The organism is Agromyces sp. CCNWLW213 (assembly GCF_037199545.1).
In the GTDB taxonomy this organism is placed as follows: domain Bacteria; phylum Actinomycetota; class Actinomycetes; order Actinomycetales; family Microbacteriaceae; genus Agromyces.
The window spans coordinates 248,934-268,933 of record NZ_JBBBDX010000003.1; the positions used below are offsets into that span (position 1 = coordinate 248,934).

Below are 20,000 nucleotides of genomic sequence, written 5' to 3' on the forward strand. Positions count from 1 at the left end.
GCCCGCTAGGCGGCGGAGCCTGCGCTCGGCGCGGGCTCGCCGCCTCCGCGGGCAGGGGGCGCGTACGACCGCTCGAGTCGCGCCGCCCGGTCGACCAGCACCTCGAGCACGGTCCGCACGGCGAGGCGCTCGGCGACATCCGGCCGCACCAGCGCGAAGATCCGGCGAACGGATGCCACGCCGCGGAGCGGCTTGAGCACGAGCCCCTCGGGCAGCACGCCCGAGGTGTACCGCGGCACGAACGCGACGCCGAGGCCGGCGCCGATGAACGCCTCGACGATGCGCATGTCGCTGAACCGCTGGCTGATCTCGACCCGCTTGCCCCCGGCCTGCTCGATGGCGTGCAGGATCCGCTCGAAGGGGAAGCCGGGCGGCACGCCGAGCCAGGTCTCCTCGACGAGGTCGGCCGGCGTGAGGTGCGTCCGGGCGGCCAGGCGATGGTCGGCGGGGATGCCGATGTCGAGCGGTTCGGTGAGCAGCGGCACCGCGCGGAGGCCGCGGCCGCCCCACGGCAGTTCGCCCGGCATGGTGTGGGCGAGCACGATGTCGTAGTCGTTCGTGAGGTCGGGGAACTCCGCGAGCCCGGGATCGAGATCGGTGGCGCGGACGACGAGTCCGGCGACGGAGGCGAGATCGCGGAGCACGGCGGGCAGGAGCGACGCGCCGACCGTGGGGAACGTGAGCAGGGAGACCTCGCCGCTCGGGTGGTTGCGGAACTCGTCCCACAGCGCCGACGCGCGCTCGAGGGCGATGGCGACCTCGGTCGCGGAGCGCGCGAGCGCCTGGCCGGCGCTCGTGAGCGCGATGCCCCGGCCCACGCGCTCGGTCAGCGGCATCCCCGCCTCGCGCTCGAGCACCTTCAGCTGCTGCGAGACCGCGGACGGCGTGCGGCCGGTCGCCTCGGCGACCGCGGTCACGCTCCCGCGTTCGGCCAGTTCGCGGAGGAGGTCGAGCCGGTTCACATCCATGTAGTCACGCTACATGATCACTGTAGTTCGGTCAGATTGTGCTGAAGGGTTAGAACGGTCACAATTGAGGAGTCGGACACGTGCAAGGGCGCACCGAGTCGCCCGACATTCCAACGAACTCCTTGAAAGGAACCGCCGTGTTCAGCCTCACCGTCCTCCTCGTCAGCGTCTCCATCGTCGGCATCGTCGGCTCGCTCCTCGTCACGGCCCGCGACGGATACCGTCGCCAGCCGCGCGAGACGTTCGCGCGCACCGTCTGAGTCGCGCGTCCGCGGAGCCGCCCGGCTCCGATGCAGGGCCGCCGCGCGGGGGAGGGACACCCCGCGGGGCGGCCCTTCGTCGTTCCGGGCCCGCCTCGACATCCGTCGCGGTCGCGGATAGCGTGACGACACCCCGGGGGCTCGGGGTCCCGCCCGGCGCCCCGCGAGACGACGGAGCGAGCGGATGCCGATCACCCCGACCCCACCACACGTGCCCGACGACGCCGATCGGACGGTGCACGACCCCGCGCTGCTGCGCACGTTCCTCCTCGGCCTCGCCGAGGGGATGACCGCGTCCGCCGAATCGGTCGACCGCATCCGCACCGACGTCGTGCAGATCGCCCGGGCGTACGGCCTGCAGGACGTCGACCTCGTCGTGCTGCCGACCATCGCCTTCGTGCAGACCGGCCGAGGCGACACGGCACGTGTCGCGCTCAAGTCGGTCCGGGCGTCGTTCCGCTTCGACCAGATCGCCGAGATGGGACGACTGCTGCGCCGAGCCCGCGCCGCCGAGATCTCGCCGGGCGAGGGCATCCGCCGCCTGAACGAGATCGGCGCGATGCCGCCGAGCCGCCACTGGTTCATGCGGACGCTCGGCCATGCGATCCTCACCGCCGGCCTCGCGCTGCTGCTCGCACCGAGCTGGCAGGCCGCCGTGGTCGGCTTCGGGCTCGGTGCGCTGATCGGCGCGGCCAAGCTCGTGCGCTCGCAGACGCTCCTGCTCGTGCTGCCGATCGTCGCGTCGTTCGCGTGCGCGCTCATCGTCTTCCTCCTCGCGCCCCACGTGGAGCTCGGCGACCCCCTCAGGGTCCTGATCGCGCCGCTGGCGACCTTCCTGCCCGGGGCACTGCTCACGACCGGGGTGCGCGAGCTCGCGGCGGGCCAGATGGTCGCCGGCACCTCGCGGCTCGGCACCGGCTTCGTGCAGCTCGGCCTGCTCGCCTTCGGCATCCTCTCGGCCGGCACGATCGTCGGCGTGGGCGGCGAGGACTACATGCCCCTCGACGCGTCGACCACGCTGCCGTGGTGGGTGGCCGGCATCGGCCTCGCGCTGTACGGGCTCGGCAACTACCTCCACTTCGCCGCACCGGGTCGGAGCTACGGCTGGGTGCTCCTCGCGCTCGTCGTGGCCTACGGCGCCCAGCAGCTCGGTGCGCTGGCGTTCGGGTCCTCCGTGAGCGGCCTCATCGGCGCGCTCGCGGTCACGCCCTTCGTGCTCTGGGTCGAGGACCTGCGCCGCGGGGGAGTGCCGTCGCAGATGATCTTCCTGCCCGCCTTCTGGGTGCTCGTGCCCGGGGCCTCCGGCCTCATCGGCGTCACCGAGGGCGCCGTCGCGGCAACCGCGGGCATCGCGGACTTCTCCGCCGCCTTCGTCACGGTCATGTCGATCTCGCTCGGCGTGCTCATCGGCTCGGCGCTGTACCGGTTCGTCCGCCGCAGCGCCGAGGAGATCTCGGAGTTCCACATCGACCTGCCGACGGTGCTCGCGCCGTCCGACGAACCCATGCTGACGCGCATCGCGGAGGCCACGACGACGCGGTCGTCGCGGCGACGGGCTGCCGAGGAGCGCGACTCCGGCGCATGAGCGGTCGGCGGGATCGACCCCGCGGCACCCAGGGACCACGACGTAGAGTATTCGGGTGACTTCCCGGAACCCCCAGTCCGCCGAGGCCCGCCGACAGCTCATCGAGTACATCTCGAGCGAGGCGGTGTTCCACGGCGACTTCACCCTCACCAGCGGCAAGCGGGCGTCGTACTACGTCGACCTGCGCAAGGTGAGCCTCGATCACCGCGTCGCGCCGCTGATCGGCCAGGTCATGCTCGACCTCATCGCCGAGGTTCCGGATGTCGCCGCAGTGGGCGGCATGACGATGGGCGCCGACCCCATCGCCACCGCCGTCCTCCACCAGGGTGCGGCCCGCGGCCTCGCCTACGACGCCTTCGTCGTCCGCAAGGAGCCGAAGGACCACGGCCGCGGCAGGCAGGTCGAGGGCCCGGACGTCGCGGGACGGCGCGTGATCGTCCTCGAGGACACCTCCACGACCGGCGGCTCGCCCCTCAAGGCCATCGAGGCCCTGCGCGCCGTGGGTGCCGAGGTCGCTGCGGTCGCCGTCGTCGTCGACCGCGACACTGGCGCACGCGAGGTCATCGAAGCCGCGGGGGTTCCGTACCTCGCGGCAATCGGATTGAAGGATCTGGGACTCTCATGAACGGACGCGACGGACGCTACGACTCGGGCGACATGAACGACGCCGACTGGCTGCTCAGCCAGTTGGGCAGCGGACGTCGCCCGGACCTCGAGGGCCGTCAGGCCCCGCCGCAGCCCGTCGCGCCGCCGCCGCAGCACCAGCCCGCCGATCCCGTCTCGCCGCCCCCCACGGAGCGGCCGCGTCGCCGGAGCGAGGAGTCGCTCGAATGGTTCTCCCTGGCCGAGGGCCAGGCCGAGTCGGATGCGGCGACCCGAGCCCTCCCCGTCGTGGGCGAGCCGTACCAGCGTCGTGACGAGCCGCAGCGCCCGCCCGCACCGGCATGGGAACCGCAGGCGCCGGCGTGGAACCAGCCGCCGGCCTGGGACGACCGGCGGCCGCCGGTGCCGCCCCGCGAGGACCCGCGCGACCGGCTCACCTCGGTCGAGCCGCCCGTGGGCGCCCCGGTGCCGCCTGCGTTCGGAGGCCCCGCGGCGCCGCCGCCGCCCGCCGCCCCGCCGCCCGGCCCGGTCACCCCGCCGGCGAACTTCGCGCTCACGTGGGGCGAGCAGCGGCCCCTCGGCACCGAGGACGACCTGCGCGCGGCGTTCCGCCAGCTGTCGGATCCGCCCGGACCGGTGCCGCCGTCGCCGCCCGTCGCCCGCCAGTCGTTCACGCCGGCCGTGCCGCCGACGGGAGCCGCCTTCCCACCCGCGCGCACCGACTTCGATGACGAGCTCTGGTCCGCGTTGCACGAGGAGTCGCCGCGATCCGATCCCGGACCGCGCGACTGGGAGTCGTACGACGACAACCGGGGCTACTCCGACGAGCAGGCGTACGCCGACGCCTCGGGCCAGCAGTCCTACGGGGACGAGCGCGGATTCTCGCCCGACTGGTACGCCGACGATTCGCAGTACCGCGCCGAGGGCCCGGGCGGGCAGACGCCGCAGGCGGATGCGCCGTTCGATCCGCGCGTGTTCGAGGAGCCGGGTCGCGACGAGCGCGGATACGAGCAGCGCGGCTACGACGAGCGCGGCGATCACGACGCGCAGGGCGCGTACGACGAGCGCGGATACGACGCGCAGGGCGCCTACGACGAGCGCGGATACGACGCGCAGGGCGCGTACGACGAGCGCGGATACGACGTGCAGGGCGCGTACGACGCGCAGGGCGCCTACGACGCGCGCGGCGTCTCCGACGAGCGGGACGACCACGGTGCCGACGCGCCGGCGGAACCCGTCCGCGACCGCCGGGAGGAGGCCGACTGGTACGCCGGGCTCGGCGCACGTGACGAGCGCGCGGACGACCCGCGCCGCGACGAGCCCGGCCGGCAGGGCCTCGACGGCGACGCGCACGACGGATCGTCCATGGCGCGCGAGCTCGCCCGGACCGGGTACTTCTGGAACCTCACCCCCGACCCGACCGCCCCCGACCCCAAGGCGCTGGGCGACGACGAGCCCGGGCCGCGCCGGCGCGGGGGCGACCAGGGAGCCGTCTCCTGGGACTCGCCTGCGGACCACGCCCCGGCGGACGCCCGATTCGACGAGCGGGACGCCGGCGAGTGGCGCGATCCCGCGCACGGCACCGCGGACGCGTACGGCCGACGCGACGCGTACCGCCAGGACGACCCGTACGACCATGACGACGCGTCCCACGGCGACGACGCCTCCCACGGCGACGGCGCGTACGACCGCGGCGACGACGACTGGTTCGCGCAGGTCGGCGCACGTGACGACGCGTACGGCCCGACCGAGGAGTGGGAGGACGATGGTCGCCGCGAGGGACGCGACCGCTTCGACTCGCGCGACGACCAGGCGCGCGGATACGCCCACGACCTCGACGACCGCGACCGGGCCGACGCCGAGGACGACGGCCTCGCTTCGCTCTTCGGCGGCGCGGGATTCGGTGCGACCGCGCCCACCCCGCTGGTCGGCGGTGCGGCGGCTACGCGGGGCCGGGACGCCGACCCGTTCGGCTCGCTCCGCGACGACCGATACGACGACGACCGCGGGGACCCGTATCCGAACGGCGGCAGGTACGACCGCGACGGCGGGTACGACCGCGGCGACCGGCACGGCCGGGGCGACGACGGCCGCCCGGGACGCGGCGTCGCGCCGGTGCGCGACAGCCGCGACGATGACGAACGCGGCGGGCGCTCGCCCGTCAAGCTCCTCGCGTGGATCGCGGGCGGGCTCGCGGCGGTCCTGCTCGTGGTGGCCGGCGTGGCGTTCGGCGCCCAGCTCCTCGGCGGCGGGGCGGCCGACGGCGGAAGCGACGCCGCGCCCGAGCCGACGGCGATCCAGCCTCCCGGCACCTACGCGTGGAACGAGCTGTACGGCGGCGAGTGCCTCGATCCGTTCGAGAGCGTCTGGGCGCAGGAATTCACCGTGATCGACTGCACGACGCCGCACGCGGCGCAGCTCGTGCTGCGCGGCGAGGTCTCGACGGACGAGGCGGCACCGTTCCCGGGCGAGGCCGAGGTCGCGGCCCAGGTCGCGGCGCTCTGCGGCGCCGAGAACGTCATCAACCCCGAGATGGCGGCCATGGCGGGCGACCTGCAGGTCGAGGGATCATACCCGGCGACCGAGGAGCAATGGAACGCCGGCGAGCGGACCTTCTACTGCTTCGTGACGCGCGGCGGCGGAACCCAGATCACGGCGGACGTCCAGGGCACGGCCGGACAGCAGGGATGAGGTGACCGGCTCAGCCGCCCCCGATGGCGGCCGTCGGGACGCCGTCGTGGTCTTCGGCTCGGTCAACGTCGACGCGACGAGCTACGTCCGCGCATTCCCGCTCCCGGGCGAGACCGTGCACTCGAGCGCGTTCCGGGTCGCCCTGGGCGGCAAGGGAGCCAATCAAGCGGTCGCCGCGCACCTCGCGGGGGCTCGCGTCGAGCTCGTCGCACGCGTGGGCGACGACCCCCATGCCGACGTCGCACGCGCGGCGTTCGCCCGGTTCGGCCTGCCGGCGGATGCCGTGGCGACCGTGCCGGGCGTCCCGACCGGCGTGGCGCAGATCACCGTCGCCGAGACCGGTGAGAACACGATCATCGTGACCGCCGGGGCGAACGCCGCATTCGACGTCGGGGCGGTGGGGGCCGAGCAGCCGCGACTCGCCCGAGCGGCGGTGGCCCTCACGCAGGGCGAGCTTCCGGTGCCGTCCATCGAGGCGGTGGCCGAGGGATGCGACGCCGCCGGGGTCCGGTTCGTCCTCAACCTCGCTCCGCCGGTCGCCGTGGGATCGGCGACGCTGGGCGTCGCCGATCCGCTCGTCGTCAACGTGCACGAGGCCCGCACGATCGGGCTGGGTGCCGAGCTCGCCGACGACGCGCCGGTCGCGGACTGGTTGCAGGTCGCGGCATCCGCCGTCGGCGCGGTCGCGCGCTCGATCGTCGTCACGCTCGGCGGCCGGGGGGCGGTCGCCGCGGATGCGACGGGAGCCTGGAGCGTCGCCGCCCCGCGCGTCGACGCGGTCGACACCACGGGGGCCGGGGATGCCGCGACCGGCGTGCTCGCCGCGATGCTCGCCGAGGGCCGCGACCTGTCCACCGCCGTCCGGGCGGCCGTCGCCGCGGGCGCGCTCGCGGTGCAGCGCCGCGGCACCGTGGACTCCTACGCGATGCGAGCCGACGTGCTCGCGCTCGCCGACCGGACGGAGGCCGTGTGACCGTTCCCGTGATCGTCGACTGCGACCCGGGCCACGACGACGTCGTCGCGCTGTGGCTGGCCGCCGGGCATCCGGCGCTCGAGCTGCTCGCCGTCACGACGGTGGGCGGCAACGTCCCGCTCGAGCACACGAGCCGCAACGCGCGGATCGCGCTGTCGGTCGCGGGGGTCGCCGACGTCCCGGTCGCGGCGGGCGCGCCGGGCCCGCTCCTGCGCGAGCTGGCGACGGCCGAGTGGATCCATGGCGAGAACGGCCTCGGCGGGCCGGAGCTGCCCGACCCGGACACCGGCCCGACGGCCGTGCCCCTCGACCCGCGCAGCGCGACGGAGCTCATCGCCGACACGCTGGCCGCGGCATCCGAACCGGTGGCGATCATCGCGACGGGCCCCATCACGAACGTCGCCGTCCTCCTCGGCGAGCGGCCCGAGCTGGCCGACCGGGTCCGCGAGATCGTCTGGATGGGCGGCTCCACCGAGCGGGGCAACGTGACCCCGTACGCCGAGTTCAACGCCTGGGTCGACCCCGAGGCGCTCGACCGGGTGCTCTCCAGCGGCATCCGCTTCACCATGGTCGGGCTCAACGTGACGCATCGCGCACTCGTGACCGCCGACGTCCGGGCGCGGCTGGCGGCGGTCGGCAACCGGACCGCGGCGTTCGGGGACGAGCTGCTGGAGTTCTTCTGCCGCACCAACGACGAGGTGTTCGGCATGCCGGACGGGCCGCTGCACGACCCGGTCGCGGTCGCCGTGCTCGCCGACCCCGCTGCGGTCGAGGTCGTGCACACGCGACTCGACGTCGAGTTGGCGGGGGCGGAGACGGTCGGCGCGACGAGCGTCGACCTCGACGGGATGCTCGCTCGGGAGCCGAACGCGCGGGTCGCCGTGGGACTCGACGTCGAGCGCTTCTGGACGGGCGTGGAGTCGGCGTACCGCCGGCTGGCGTAGCGGGGCGACGGTGGACTGGACGTTCTGGGTCGGCGGGATCGTCATCGTCGTGCTCGTCGTGGTGACGCAGGTGTTGCTGCACGAGAGCCGATGGTCGCAGCGCCGGCGTCCCGACGAGTACGACGAACCCGAGTGGACCGACCGTGCGCCGGGCGAGTGAAGGGGCGGACCCCATGGCGACGACTCCGGTGGTGCTCGAACTGCCGTTCCGCGGCCGGTGGCGGGCGCGGAACAGCCCCGCGCGTCGGGTGCCGAGTCACGGCACGCATGCCCTGGGCACCACCTTCGCCGTCGACTTCATCGCGGTCGACGAGCGCGGACGTTCCGCGCCGGCCGGCTGGCGCTCGGCGTTCTCGGTCGAGCCGCCCGACGCCTTCGTGGGCTTCGGGCGCCCGATCCTCGCACCGGCCGCCGGCGCCGTCGTCGACGTGCACGACGGCGAGGAGGACCACGCGGCCCGGAGGTCGCAGCTGACGCTCGTGCCCTACCTGCTCGGACAGGCCGGCCGCCTCCGCGAGGGGCCCGCCGCCATCGCGGGCAACCACGTCGTGGTCGCGCTCGGTCCGGCCGGTCCGTACGTCGCGCTCGTCCACCTGCGCCGCGGCACGGTCGGGGTCCGGGTCGGCGACGTGGTGGCTCCGGGCGACCCCCTCGGCGAATGCGGCAACTCGGGCAACAGCACGCAGCCGCACGTGCACGTGCAGGTCGCCGACTCGCTCGACTGGTCGCGCGCCCGCGGGCTGCCCATGGCGTTCCGGTTCCGCCGGGCGGCGACCGACGACGTGGTGGTCGGGATGCCGGCGGAATCCGAGATCGTGCGCGACCCGGGCTAACCTCGACGGGTGACCCCACGCGACGACGCACCCGCATCGGCGCGGGCGCAGCTCGCGGCGCTCGCGACCGACGCCGATGCGCGCGACCTCTGGCGCGGCGAACGCGAACCCGTCGGCGACGACGCGCGACCGGCGGCGGTGCTCGTGCTCTTCGGCGTGCTCGACCACCTGCCGAGCGATCACGCGGCGCAGGCTCGTGCCGTCTCGCGCGACCTCGACGTGCTGCTGCTCGCGCGCGCGACGACGCTGCGTTCGCACGCCGGCCAGATCGCGTTCCCCGGCGGTCGCGTCGACGACGGCGAGGACGGTCCGGTCGCCGCGGCGCTCCGCGAGGCGCAGGAGGAGACCGGGCTCGATCCGGCGGGCGTCGAGGTGCTCGGCACGCTCGAGGAGATCCCCCTGGCCTATTCGGCGCACCTGGTGACGCCGGTGCTCGGGTGGTGGGCGGCGCCCACGCCCGTGGCGCCCGTCGATCGCGCCGAGTCCTCCGCGGTGTTCCGCACGCCCGTCGCGGACCTGCTCGACCCGGCGAACCGCTGCACCACGGTCATCCGCCGGGAGGACCGCGAGTGGCGCGGTCCGGGGTTCACCGTCACCGCGGGCGGCGAGGAGCGGCTCGTCTGGGGCTTCACCGGGCTCGTGCTCGATGCGATGTTCGACCGCCTCGGCTGGACCGAGCCGTGGGACCCGGCGCGCGAGGTCGAGATCGAGCGCTGACGCGACGCACCGCGGGACGGCGCCACGCGGCATCCGCTACAGCTCGACCTCGACCGGCTCGGCCGGCAGGAGCTCGGCGACGCCCGTGAGGATCTCATCGGGCCGGAACGGGTACTTCTCGATCTCGGCCCGGTCGCTGATGCCCGTCATGACGAGGATGGTGTGCAGCCCCGCCTCGATGCCGGCGACGATGTCGGTGTCCATGCGGTCGCCGATCATCGCCGTGTTCTCGGAGTGCGCGCCGATCTTGTTGAGCGCCGAGCGGAACATCATCGGGTTCGGCTTGCCGACCACGTAGGGCTCGCGTCCGGTCGCCTTCGTGATGAGCGCGGCGATCGCGCCGGTCGCGGGCAGCGGGCCCTCGGCCGACGGGCCGGTGGCATCCGGGTTGGTCACGATGAACCGCGCGCCGTTGCCGATGAGTCGGATCGCCTTCGTGATCGCCTCGAACGAGTAGTTGCGGGTCTCGCCGACGACCACGAAGTCGGGGTCCGTCTCGGTCATGACGAAGCCCGCATCGTGCAGTGCGGTGAGGATGCCGGCCTCGCCGATGACGAACGCGGTGCCGCCCGGCAGCTGCTGCTTCAGGAAGTCGGCCGTGGCGAGCGCGGAGGTCCAGATGCGGTCCTCCGGGACGTTGAGCCCCGACGCGCGCAGGCGCGCCGAGAGGTCGCGCGCGGTGAAGATCGAGTTGTTGGTCAGCACGAGGTAGGGCGTGCCCGCGTCCTCCCACTGCTGCAGCAGTGCGGCCGCGCCGGGGAGGGCGTGATTCTCGTGCACGAGCACGCCGTCCATGTCGGTGAGCCAGCACTCGACGTCATCACGCTTCGCCATGCGCACAGCCTAGGGCGCGCACATCACAGCCCGATGAACGGCGGATGCCGCTCGCGCACCGGTCACTGCGAGAGGAGGAGGTCCCGCCAGTTCGGCGGCACCTTGCCCTCCGGGCCGGGTGACGGCTGGTCCTCGGGGCGCGCGAGCGGCGGCGACAGCGGGATCCGCTTGGCCGAGGTGTCGGCCAGGTAGTCCCAGAACCAGCTCTCACCGGGCTCGAACGAGGCGGCCACGGCGTGACCGGTCTCGTGCGCGTGCCGGTTCGCGTGCTGCTCGGGCGACGAGTCGCAGCATCCGATGTGCCCGCACTCGACGCATCGCCGCAGGTGCCACCACCAGCCGCCGCCTTCGAGGCACTCCACGCAGCCCGTTCCCGACGGGGCGGGGGGCAGGTCGTCTTCCGTCATGCGAACACCTCCATCGTTGCCAGCGCCTGGTGGACCGAGGCGACGGCGCTCGAGCCCTCGCCGACCGCCGCCGCGACGCGTTTCATTGAACCTCGACGGACGTCGCCGGCGGCGAAGACGCGCGGCATCGACGTCTCGAACGGCAGGGGCATGCGGCCGAGGTCGCGCCAGCCGTCGCCGAGTGCGACCACGTCGGCGCCCGTGCGGAGGAACCCGTCCTCGTCGCGCTCGAGGCCGGCGAGCCAGTCGGTCGCGGGGACCGCCCCGATGAAGCAGAACAGCCCGGCGCACTCGACCGTCTCATCCGTCCCGCCGCGCAGGGTGACGCCCGTCAGCCGGTCGCCGCCGTGGAGCGCCGCGACCTGGGTTCCCGTGCGCACCTCGATGCGCGGGTCCTCGCGGATCCGGTCGACGAGATAGCTCGACATCCGCTCGGACAGGTCGCCGGAGCGCACCACGAGACGCACGCGGCACGAGCTCGCGGCGAGCGCGAGGGCCGCCTGCCCCGCCGAGTTCGCGCCGCCGACGACGACGACGTCGGATCCCGCGACCTGCCGCAGCTCGAGCGCGGAGGCGGCGTGGTGGATGCCGGCGCCCTCGAAGTCGTCCCAGCGCTCGAGGGGCAGCCCCCGGTAGGCGACGCCCGTCGTGACGACGACCGCTCGAGAGCGCACGATCGCGCCGTCCGCGAGGAGCAGCCGGTGGACGCCCGAGTCGGGGTCGAGCCGCACGACCGGGCACGGCGCCGCGATGCGCACGCCGAACTTGAACGCCTGCAGCGACGCCTGCGAGGTGAGGGCGTCGCCGCTCACGCCGAACGGGAACCCGAGGTAGTTCTCGATGCGCGAGGTGGTCGCCGACTGGCCGCCGGGGGCGACGGCGTCGAGGAGCACGGTCCGGAGTCCCTCGGAGGCGCCGTAGATCGCCGCGGCGAGTCCCGCCGGACCCGCGCCGACGACCGCGAGGTCGAACTCGAGGTCGTCGTCGGCCGTGTAGGCGAGCCCGAGCAGGTCGGCGACCTGCCCGGGCGTGGCGTTGCGCACGATCTCGCCCTGGACGATGGCGACGGGGAGGTCGTCGCGCGTGTAGCCATGGGACCAGACGTCGTGGTCGAGGTCGGGATCGTCGACGTCGACCCACGTGTGCACGAGCTCGAGCCGCTCGGCGTAGCGGCGCAGGGCGAGGGAGTCGGGCGCCCCGGACGAGCCGACGATCTTCAACGTCCAGGCCGCGGGGCCGTGGCGCAGCAGCTCGCGGCGCGCCCACAGCGTGCGGAGCATGAGGTCGCACAGCTCGTCGTCCTCGGCCATCATCCGCTGCAGCGCGTCGTGATCGACGCGCAGGACGCGCCCGGGTCCGGTGGCCCGTGCGGTGAGGAACGCGCGCTGGCCGTTGAGCAGGCCGAGCTCGCCGACGAAGGTGCGCGGCCCGAGCGTCGCCACCCGCGCCTCCTCGGTCCACCACAGCGCCTCGCGCACGACCTCCACCTCGCCGGTCTCGACGAGGATCAGGTCGTAGCGCCGGTCGCCGGCGCGGAACAGCACGTCGCCCGCCTCGATCGCGTGCGGGGTTCCGTACCGTCGCAATCGCGCCCACTGCGCATCAGTGAGTTCGGGGGTGATGGTCTCGCCGGCAGCGCCCATGTGAGCCATCCTCGCCCACGAACGGCGGGTCGGGAAGGGGGCGTGCGAACCCGGCAGGGCTCAGGCGCTGATCCAGATGCCCGCGGCGGCGTCGCGGTCGATGGTCCGCGCGGTCCCGCCGACGGTCACCGCGATGCCGGCGGGGTCGGCGGCATCCGTCACCCGCAGCTCGCTTCCGGGGCCCACGCCCGCGCCGTCGAGCTCGCGGAGGACCGCCGGGTCGCGATCGCTGATGCGGATGACGCGGCCGACGTGGCCGGCGGACGCCTCGTCGAGGCGCACCCACGGCTCGGAGACGAGGCTGCCGTCGGCGGCGGGGATGGCGTCGCCGTGCGGATCGCGTGGGGGCCGGCCCAGGCGGGCATCGATGGCCTCGAGCAGCCGGTCCGAGCGGGCGTGCTCGAGGACCTCGGCCTCGTCGTGCACCTCGTCCCACGCGTATCCCATCTCGCGCACCAGCCAGGTCTCGATGAGCCGGTGCCGGCGCACGACCGCGAGGGCGCGGCTGCGCCCGGCCTCGGTCAACCGGATGGCGCCGTAGGGCACGTGCTGCACGAGCCCCTGGGCCGCCATCTTCTTGACCATCTCGGTCACCGACGACGGGGCCACGCCGAGCGCGGCGGCGAGGGCCGACGGCGTGATGGGGTCGGGCTGCCATTCGGTGTGCGCGTAGACCGTCTTGAGGTAGTCCTCGACGGCGGGGCTGGCGGAGGCGGGCATCGGCCTCAGGATATCGGCCGCGTCGCGCGTGCCCCGGGCGACGTCGGTGGCCACGGTCTCCGACAGCACCGACTACGCCGACCCCGACGGGTCGGCGGGGGCCCGGTACGCGGTGGCGCCCATCGTGAACGGCATCGAGCTCGAGGCCGGCCCGGACCGGGACGCGCACCAACAACGGCACCAAGGGCAACCCGTCGCTCGTCGCCGACGTCTTCGGCGACTGGCGCGAGGAGCTCCTGGTGCGGACCGCCGACTCGACCGCGCTGCGCATCCACACGAGCACCGAGGACACCGGGCACAAGCCCACGACGCTCATGCACGACCCGCAGTACCGCGTGGAGGTCGCCCGGCAGAACACCTCGTACAACCAGCCGTCGTACACGTCGTACCACCTCGGGAGCGACATGGACTTCGGCGCCGTGCCGCTGCTGACGACGCCGTCCGCTCCGGTCGGGCCGGACTTCAAGGACCGCCCGGGCACCGAGCACGACGAGGTGCAGATCCCGCACGACCCGGCGTTCGCGTACTACGTCGACGGCGAGCGCGCCGAGAAGGGCAAGCACCCCGCCGCGGGGGAGGCGGCGGTGGTCGCGGTCCCGAAGGCGTGGGTGTCCATCGCGGACGGCGCCGACACGGAATGGTCGTCGACCTTGAAGGGCTGACGACGGGGGCGTCACCCGATCACGACCCCGCCCCGGGCTCCGCGAATTCCCGTGCCGGCGTCCGGGGCGGCTCCGCGTCCTCGGTCAGCGTGCCGCGGCCGATGCCGACGAGCGGTCGGCCGACGCGGTCGCCGATCCGGCGCGGCGTCGACGAGCGGCCAGCACGCGCCGCGCGATGATGCCGTGGCGGGGTGCGAACAGGTAGGCGAGCGCGAACGCGATGCCCATCGTCAGCACGACCATGCCGCCCGAGGCCGCGTCGAGGTAGTAGCTCGCGTAGATGCCGACGAGCGCGCACGCGGCGGCGAGCACGGGGGCGATGACCATCATCCGGGCGAACCGGTCGGTCAGCAGGTAGGCCGTCGCGCCGGGGATGATGACCATCGCGACGACGAGGACGACGCCGACGGCCTGCAGCGCGACGACGACGGTGAGCGCGAGCAGGCCGAGCAGCAGCGCGCCCAGGGCCTTCGGGTTGAGGCCGATCGCGTGCGCGTGCGTGGGGTCGAACGCGTAGAGCGTGAGGTCGCGTCGCTTGAGCACGAGGATCGCGAGCGTGACCGCGCCGAGCGCGAGCACCTGCACGAGGTCGGCGAGGCTCACGCCGAGCAGGTTCCCGAAGAGGATGTGCCCGAGATCGGTCTGGCTCGGCACGACCGAGATGAGCACGAGTCCGAGCGCGAACAGCGTCGTGAAGACGACGCCGATCGCGGCGTCCTCCTTCACCCGGCTCGTCGCCCGGACGAGGAAGATGAGCGCCACGGCGCCGAGCCCGAACACGAGCGCGCCGACGGCGAAGGGCGTCCCGATCAGGTAGGCGATCACGACGCCCGGCAGCACCGCGTGCGAGACCGCGTCGCCCATGAGCGACCAGCCGATGAGGACGAGCCAGCAGCTCAGCACGCCGCAGACGATCGCCGCGGTGACCGTGACGAGGAGCGCGCGCTGCATGAAGTCGTAGGCGAGGGGCTCGAGCAGGAAGTCGACGACGGGCATGATCACTCCTCTCCCCGCCCGGTCAGGTCGAGTCCGAACGCGCGCGCCAGCTGCTCGGGGTGCAGGGCCTCCTCGGGGCTGCCGTGCAGGAGGACGCGTCGCAGCAGCAGGATCGCCTCGTCGGCGAGCCTCGGCAGGGCCTCGAGGTCGTGCGAGGACACGAGCACGGTCGCGCCGCCGGCCGCGAGCTCGCGGAGCAGGGTGCTGATCGTGCGCTCGCTCCGCCGGTCGACGCCCGCGAACGGCTCGTCGAGCAGCAGCACGTCGGCGCCCTGGGCGAGCCCGCGGGCCACGAAGGCGCGCTTGCGCTGCCCGCCCGAGAGCGCCCCGATGCGCCGGTCGGCCAGGTCGGTGAGCTCGACCCGCTCGAGCGCCTCGGCGACGGCCTCCCGGTCGGCCGGGCGCGGTCGTCGCGTGAACCCCTGGAACCCGTAGCGCCCCATCATCACGACGTCGTGCACGCTGAGCGGGAAGGCCCAGTCGACCTCCTCGCTCTGCGGCACGTAACCGACGAGGCCCGCGCGTCGCGCCTGCCGCGGGGTGAGCCCGGCGATCGCGACCGAGCCCCCGTCGGGGCGGAGCGTGCCCATGATCGCCTTGAACAGCGTCGACTTGCCCGAGCCGTTCATGCCGATGAGTCCGCACACCGTGCCCCGCCGCAGCGTGAGGCTCACGTCGTCGAGCGCGAGGACGTCGCCGTAGTGCACGGTCAGGCCGTGCACGTCGATGGCGGGCGCGTCGTCGGCGCTCCGGGGTCCCGGGCGGGCGGACGCGGCGGCGCCGGTCATCGCGCGCCTCCCGTGAGTCCGTCGGTGATGACCTCGACGTCGTGCCGGAGGAGGTCGAGGTAGGTCGGGACCGGGCCGTCCGGCTCGGACAGCGAGTCGACGTAGAGCACGCCGCCGAACGCGGCATCCGTCGCCTCGACGACCTGCCGCATCGCCTCGTCCGAGACCGTCGACTCGCAGAACACCGCGGGCACGCCCTGCTCGTCGACGAACTCGATCGTGCCCGCGATCGACTTGGGCGTCGCCTGCTGTTCGGCGTTGACCGCCCAGAGGTACTGCTCCGTCAGGCCCGCGTCGCGCGCCAGGTAGGAGAAGGCGCCCTCGCACGTCACGAGCGCCCGCTCGTTCTCGGGGAGGGTCGAGAGATCGGCGACGAGTTCGTCGTGGACCGCCTGCAGCTCGGCGCGGTACGCCTCGCCGTTCGCCGCGAAGTCGTCGGCGTGCTCGGGGTCGAGTTCGCTGAAGGCCTCGACGATGTTGTCGACGTACACCTGCACGTTGAGCGCCGACATCCACGCGTGCGGGTTCGGCAGGCCCTCGGCCGCGCCGTCGCCGATCGGGATGGGCTCGACACCCTGGCTGACCACGACGTGCGGCGCCTCGAGGCCCTCGACGAACCGGGCGAACCACGCCTCGAGTTCGAGCCCGTTGTCGAGGATGAGGTCGGCGCCCGCGGCTCGGCGCAGGTCGCCCGGAGTCGGCTCGTACCCGTGGATCTCGGCCCCCACCTTGGTGATCGACTCGATCCGCAGGTGGTCGCCCGCGACCTCGCCCGCGATGTCGGCGAGCACCGTGAAGGTCGTGAGCACGACGGGTCGGTCGTCGGCCCCGCCGTCGGCGGGTCCCGCGGCGCATCCGCTCAGCGCGAGCGCGGCGACGGCGAGGATGGCGGCGACGGAACCTTTCGGCATACCGAAATCGTATCGGGTTTTCGGCGTGCCGAAACCGGGCCGGGCCCGCTGTGCCTCTTTTGGGGACTGCGTCCGGGAGAAGCGGAGGGGTAACTTTCGATTCCTGACACGACGACCGGTGCGCGCGCCTGCGCGACCCCGCCTCTCGGCCGTCTCGACACGGAGGTCAAGCAGATGAAGCGAATCGCGATCGGGTGTCTCGTGGCGCTCGGGCTGGTCGTCGGCGGCGCCGGCGCCGCGCACGCCGGCGAGTACAACGGCAAGGGCGAATTCGTCCCGGGCGGTGTGAACGGCAAGTCGGAGTGCTCCTACTCGGGACGCGACGTCGCGGACAACCTCGAGAACCAGCCGAACTTCCCCGACGACGCGTACACGATCCACGGCGTCCAGAGCTACGGCCAGTTCAAGAGCCAGGGGCTGGACGTCGCGTTCGACCTCCCGAACCCGGGCATCGCCTGCCGGGGCAACCTCGGCGGCTGAGCGCAGCGAACGGGGCGGTGCGGCCACCGGCCGCGCCGCCCCTCCGGCGTGCCGGCGGTTAGCGTAGGAGCCGTGGTGGAGGAGCGAACGGATGGCGCGCGCAGAGCGGACGCGCCCGGCGAGACGGCGCACGACGAGCCGCAGCTCCCGCTCCACGGCGTGGGGCCCTGGCCCGGAGGACCCGACGCCTGGCCCTCGGACGAGCACTACGACCCCGACCTGCTCGAGCACGGCGACCGACGCAACGTGGTCGACCGCTACCGCTACTGGCGCCTCGAGGCGATCGTCGCCGACCTCGACTCGCGGCGCCATCCGTTCCACGTCGCCATCGAGAACTGGCAGCACGACCTCAACATCGGCTCGATCGTGCGCACCGCGAACGCCTTCGCCGCCGAGGCGGTGCACATCGTGGGCCGGCGCCGCTGGAACCGCCGCGGCGCGATGGTCACCGATCGCTACCAGCACCTGCGGCACCATCCGGACGTCGCCGACCTCGTCGAGTGGGCGCACGCCGAGGGGCTGCCGATCGTCGCGGTCGACAACGTCGAGGGCTCGCAGCCGGTCGACGCCGCCGACCTCCCCGAACGGTGCGTGCTCCTGTTCGGCCAAGAGGGCCCCGGGCTCAGTCCGGAGGCGATCGCGGCGGCGGACCGCGTGGTGGAGATCACGCAGTACGGGTCGACCCGCTCGATCAACGCGGCGGCCGCGGCCGCCATCGTGATGCACGAGTGGGCGCGCCGGCACGCGAGGCGCTGAGCCGGGGCAGGGTCGCCGCGCGTTGGCCGCACGGACAAGACCACTACGATGGGCGCGTGGCCACCCGACTCGATCCGGCGCGACGACGCGAGCAGATCCTCGCGGCGACCCTGCGACTCGTCGCCCGCGACGGCTTCGCGAGCGTCACCCTGCGTGACGTCGCCGCCGAGGTCGGCGTCGTGCACGGGCTCATCCGGCACTACTTCGCCACGCGCGAGCAACTCGTCGCCGCGGCGTTCGACGCGGCCGTGCTCGGCGAGCTCCGCGCCGACGCCGAAGCCGAGGAGGGCCTCGAGCCGGTCGCGGCCCTCGCCGACTGGCTCTCGACCACGCCGCGCGGGCACTACCTGGTCTGGATCGACGCGTGGAGCGAGGCCCCGCGCAACCCCGAGCTGCACGCCGCGCTCACCCGCCACCACCGCGACTCCGACCGGCATCTGGCGGGCGTCATCCGGCGCGTGGTCGACGCCGGCGAGGCGACGAGCGCCGATCCGGCCGCGGACGCGCGCATGCTCACCGCCCTCGTCGACGGCGTGGCCGTGCAGCACCACGCCATCGGGCTCATCGACGAGGCCGAGGCCGACCGCATCGTCTACCGCGCGGCCGAGGAGCACCTGCGCATGCAGCCCGGCGCGCTCTCGCGCACGCGCCCCACCCCGACCCGCGGCCTGTGGGCGACGCCGCCGGTCGCGCCCGACTGAGCGCCCGGCTCACCTCGCCGCGCGGCGGATCCGGATCGGGCCCTTCGCGGTGGACGGGTCGACGACCTGCCCGCGCTGCGTGATCTCGACCTCGCCGGATGCCACGAGCCGGCGTGCGGCGCGCCGCGCGGGTTCCATGAGCTCGCGCCATCCGTCGTCGCCGCCGACGCGCCGTGCCGCCTCGGAGGGGCAGATCGTCGCCGACGCGGCCCGGTCGGCGAGCAGCGCGCGGATGGCCTCCTCGAGCCGGTGGTCGACCGAGCGAACCCCGCGCCGCCGGCACGCGTCGCTGCAGTACCGGACGGACTCCCAGTCGCGGGACCACCTCGCCCGCCACTCGATGCGCCGCCCGCACGAGGCGCAGGTCTTCTCCTCGGCGGATGCCGCGGCGTCCGCCTCGCCTCGCTGCCGGCCCATGACGGCAGCCTGCCGCCTGCGCCCGGGGGTTCGCTGAGCGCCACCGGCGCGCCCGAACGACGGCGACCGCGAGGGGGAACACACTGGACCCGTGCCGCTCATCGACAACGCCGTGTACCGCGACGGACATCGCGTCGCGACGCCGCCGACCCTCGAGGAGACCTTCGAGACACTCGCCGAGCACCCCGGCGGCTTCGCGTGGATCGGACTGTACCGGCCCACCACCGCGGAGCTCGCCGCCGTGACCGAGGAGTTCGGGCTGCACCCCCTCGCGGCCGAGGATGCCGCGAAGGGCCACCAGCGCCCGAAGCTCGAGCGGTACGGCGAGACGCTGTTCGTCGTGCTGCGCCCGGCGCGCTACCTCGACGCGACCGAGGAGGTCGAGTTCGGCGAGCTGCACGTGTTCATCGGCGCGAACTTCGCCGTCACCATCCGGCACGCCGAGTCGCCGGACCTCGCGCGGGTGCGCCGGCGCCTGGAGGCCGCACCGGAGCTGCTCGCGCGCGGACCCGAGGCCGTCGTCTACGCGGTGCTCGACGAGGTCGTCGACGAGTACGCGCCCGTGCTCACGGGTCTCGAGAACGACATCGACGAGATCGAGCAGCAGCTCTTCGACGGCGACCCGGCGGTCACGCGGCGCATCTACGACCTCGCGGCCGAGGTCATGGACTTCCAGCGGGCGACGCGGCCCCTCGTCGGCATGTTCGAGGCCCTCGAGCGCGGGTTCGAGAAGTACCGCGTCGACCTCGAGCTGCAACGGCACCTGCGCGACGCGTTCGATCACGTGCTGCGCGTCGTCGACCGCGGCGAGGCGTACCGCCAGCTGCTCCAGAACGCCCTCGCCGTGCACTCCGCGCTCGTCACGCAGCGCCAGAACGACGAGATGCAGCGGCTCACCGAGACGAGCCTGAAGCAGAGCGAGGAGGTCAAGAAGATCTCGAGCTGGGCCGCGATCATCTTCGCGCCGACCCTCATCGGGACCGTGTACGGCATGAACTTCGAGGCGATGCCCGAGCTGGACCATCCGCTCGGCTACCCGTTCGCGCTCGCCGCGATGGTCGGCTTCGGCCTCGTGCTCTACCTCATCTTCAAGCGCCGCAACTGGCTGTAG

22 protein-coding genes and 1 pseudogene are annotated in these 20,000 nt (G+C 73.7%); 14 read left to right on the forward strand and 9 right to left on the reverse strand.

The window, feature by feature from the left end; all coding sequences use genetic code 11:
* Positions 1 to 5: 5 nt before the first annotated feature.
* The gene (locus tag WBQ80_RS08490) at positions 6 to 968 is read right to left on the reverse strand and encodes a LysR family transcriptional regulator (protein ID WP_336571672.1); all 963 of its coding nucleotides are present in this window, start codon (positions 966 to 968) and stop codon (positions 6 to 8) included.
* A gap of 137 nt (positions 969 to 1,105) precedes the next feature.
* Here WBQ80_RS08490 and WBQ80_RS08495 point away from each other — a divergent pair, with 137 nt between their 5' ends.
* From WBQ80_RS08495 to WBQ80_RS08535, 9 genes are all read left to right on the forward strand, one after another.
* Complete coding sequence (locus WBQ80_RS08495; protein ID WP_336571671.1) at positions 1,106 to 1,228, forward strand: hypothetical protein; 123 nt, start codon at positions 1,106 to 1,108, stop codon at positions 1,226 to 1,228.
* Between the two features lie 184 nt (positions 1,229 to 1,412).
* Positions 1,413 to 2,813, forward strand: coding sequence for a threonine/serine ThrE exporter family protein (locus tag WBQ80_RS08500; protein ID WP_336571670.1), 1,401 nt, complete (start codon positions 1,413 to 1,415; stop codon positions 2,811 to 2,813).
* Between the two features lie 55 nt (positions 2,814 to 2,868).
* Positions 2,869 to 3,438 (forward strand): orotate phosphoribosyltransferase, encoded by a 570-nt coding sequence (gene pyrE, locus WBQ80_RS08505; RefSeq protein ID WP_336571669.1) that lies wholly within the window; start codon positions 2,869 to 2,871, stop codon positions 3,436 to 3,438.
* The gene (locus tag WBQ80_RS08510; RefSeq protein WP_336571668.1) at positions 3,435 to 6,107 is read left to right on the forward strand and encodes a septum formation family protein; all 2,673 of its coding nucleotides are present in this window, start codon (positions 3,435 to 3,437) and stop codon (positions 6,105 to 6,107) included. The genes pyrE and WBQ80_RS08510 overlap by 4 nt, the downstream gene beginning before the upstream one ends.
* 1 nt (position 6,108) lies before the next feature.
* Complete coding sequence (locus tag WBQ80_RS08515) at positions 6,109 to 7,080, forward strand: ribokinase (RefSeq protein ID WP_336571667.1); 972 nt, start codon at positions 6,109 to 6,111, stop codon at positions 7,078 to 7,080.
* Entirely contained in the window at positions 7,077 to 8,024 is a 948-nt protein-coding gene (locus tag WBQ80_RS08520; protein WP_336571666.1) for a nucleoside hydrolase, read from the forward strand. The genes WBQ80_RS08515 and WBQ80_RS08520 overlap by 4 nt, the downstream gene beginning before the upstream one ends.
* Before the next feature lie 10 nt (positions 8,025 to 8,034).
* The gene (locus tag WBQ80_RS08525) at positions 8,035 to 8,184 is read left to right on the forward strand and encodes a hypothetical protein (protein WP_336571665.1); all 150 of its coding nucleotides are present in this window, start codon (positions 8,035 to 8,037) and stop codon (positions 8,182 to 8,184) included.
* Between the two features lie 13 nt (positions 8,185 to 8,197).
* Positions 8,198 to 8,857, forward strand: coding sequence for a M23 family metallopeptidase (locus WBQ80_RS08530; protein WP_336571664.1), 660 nt, complete (start codon positions 8,198 to 8,200; stop codon positions 8,855 to 8,857).
* Positions 8,858 to 8,866: 9 nt separating this feature from the next.
* Complete coding sequence (locus tag WBQ80_RS08535; protein ID WP_336571663.1) at positions 8,867 to 9,574, forward strand: NUDIX hydrolase; 708 nt, start codon at positions 8,867 to 8,869, stop codon at positions 9,572 to 9,574.
* Positions 9,575 to 9,610: 36 nt separating this feature from the next.
* On the opposite strand, the gene WBQ80_RS08540 is transcribed toward WBQ80_RS08535, so the two are convergent.
* The 4 genes from WBQ80_RS08540 to WBQ80_RS08555 form a co-directional block, all read right to left on the reverse strand.
* Positions 9,611 to 10,408: an HAD-IIA family hydrolase gene (locus WBQ80_RS08540; RefSeq protein ID WP_336571662.1), complete on the reverse strand. Its 798-nt coding sequence runs from the start codon at positions 10,406 to 10,408 to the stop codon at positions 9,611 to 9,613.
* Positions 10,409 to 10,470: 62 nt separating this feature from the next.
* Positions 10,471 to 10,815 (reverse strand): UBP-type zinc finger domain-containing protein, encoded by a 345-nt coding sequence (locus WBQ80_RS08545; RefSeq protein WP_336571661.1) that lies wholly within the window; start codon positions 10,813 to 10,815, stop codon positions 10,471 to 10,473.
* Positions 10,812 to 12,458 (reverse strand): FAD-dependent oxidoreductase, encoded by a 1,647-nt coding sequence (locus WBQ80_RS08550; protein WP_336571660.1) that lies wholly within the window; start codon positions 12,456 to 12,458, stop codon positions 10,812 to 10,814. The genes WBQ80_RS08545 and WBQ80_RS08550 overlap by 4 nt, the downstream gene beginning before the upstream one ends.
* 60 nt (positions 12,459 to 12,518) lie before the next feature.
* The gene (locus WBQ80_RS08555; protein WP_336571659.1) at positions 12,519 to 13,178 is read right to left on the reverse strand and encodes a metal-dependent transcriptional regulator; all 660 of its coding nucleotides are present in this window, start codon (positions 13,176 to 13,178) and stop codon (positions 12,519 to 12,521) included.
* A 158-nt stretch (positions 13,179 to 13,336) separates the two neighbouring features.
* On the opposite strand from WBQ80_RS08555, the pseudogene WBQ80_RS08560 reads away from it, so the two are divergent.
* A pseudogene (locus WBQ80_RS08560) lies at positions 13,337 to 13,840 on the forward strand (rhamnogalacturonan lyase family protein); the annotation flags it as partial.
* Positions 13,841 to 13,924: 84 nt separating this feature from the next.
* Here the strand turns inward: WBQ80_RS08560 and WBQ80_RS08565 are convergent.
* From WBQ80_RS08565 to WBQ80_RS08575, 3 genes are read right to left on the reverse strand one after another with little or no spacing between them, the layout of a single operon-like run.
* Positions 13,925 to 14,836 (reverse strand): metal ABC transporter permease, encoded by a 912-nt coding sequence (locus WBQ80_RS08565; protein ID WP_336572146.1) that lies wholly within the window; start codon positions 14,834 to 14,836, stop codon positions 13,925 to 13,927.
* Positions 14,837 to 14,838: 2 nt separating this feature from the next.
* On the reverse strand, positions 14,839 to 15,624 hold the full coding sequence (locus tag WBQ80_RS08570) for a metal ABC transporter ATP-binding protein (protein WP_336572145.1): 786 nt from the start codon (positions 15,622 to 15,624) through the stop codon (positions 14,839 to 14,841).
* Complete coding sequence (locus WBQ80_RS08575; RefSeq protein ID WP_336572144.1) at positions 15,621 to 16,535, reverse strand: metal ABC transporter substrate-binding protein; 915 nt, start codon at positions 16,533 to 16,535, stop codon at positions 15,621 to 15,623. The genes WBQ80_RS08570 and WBQ80_RS08575 overlap by 4 nt, the downstream gene beginning before the upstream one ends.
* 174 nt (positions 16,536 to 16,709) lie before the next feature.
* Here WBQ80_RS08575 and WBQ80_RS08580 point away from each other — a divergent pair, with 174 nt between their 5' ends.
* From WBQ80_RS08580 to WBQ80_RS08590, 3 genes are all read left to right on the forward strand, one after another.
* Positions 16,710 to 17,015 (forward strand): hypothetical protein, encoded by a 306-nt coding sequence (locus WBQ80_RS08580; protein ID WP_336572143.1) that lies wholly within the window; start codon positions 16,710 to 16,712, stop codon positions 17,013 to 17,015.
* Between the two features lie 75 nt (positions 17,016 to 17,090).
* Positions 17,091 to 17,771, forward strand: coding sequence for a TrmH family RNA methyltransferase (locus tag WBQ80_RS08585; protein ID WP_442892697.1), 681 nt, complete (start codon positions 17,091 to 17,093; stop codon positions 17,769 to 17,771).
* Positions 17,772 to 17,827: 56 nt separating this feature from the next.
* Positions 17,828 to 18,472, forward strand: coding sequence for a TetR/AcrR family transcriptional regulator (locus tag WBQ80_RS08590; RefSeq protein ID WP_336572142.1), 645 nt, complete (start codon positions 17,828 to 17,830; stop codon positions 18,470 to 18,472).
* A 9-nt stretch (positions 18,473 to 18,481) separates the two neighbouring features.
* On the opposite strand, the gene WBQ80_RS08595 is transcribed toward WBQ80_RS08590, so the two are convergent.
* Entirely contained in the window at positions 18,482 to 18,889 is a 408-nt protein-coding gene (locus tag WBQ80_RS08595) for a DUF2256 and DUF3253 domain-containing protein (protein WP_336572141.1), read from the reverse strand.
* 91 nt (positions 18,890 to 18,980) lie between these two features.
* Here WBQ80_RS08595 and WBQ80_RS08600 point away from each other — a divergent pair, with 91 nt between their 5' ends.
* On the forward strand, positions 18,981 to 20,000 hold the full coding sequence (locus tag WBQ80_RS08600; RefSeq protein WP_336572140.1) for a magnesium and cobalt transport protein CorA: 1,020 nt from the start codon (positions 18,981 to 18,983) through the stop codon (positions 19,998 to 20,000).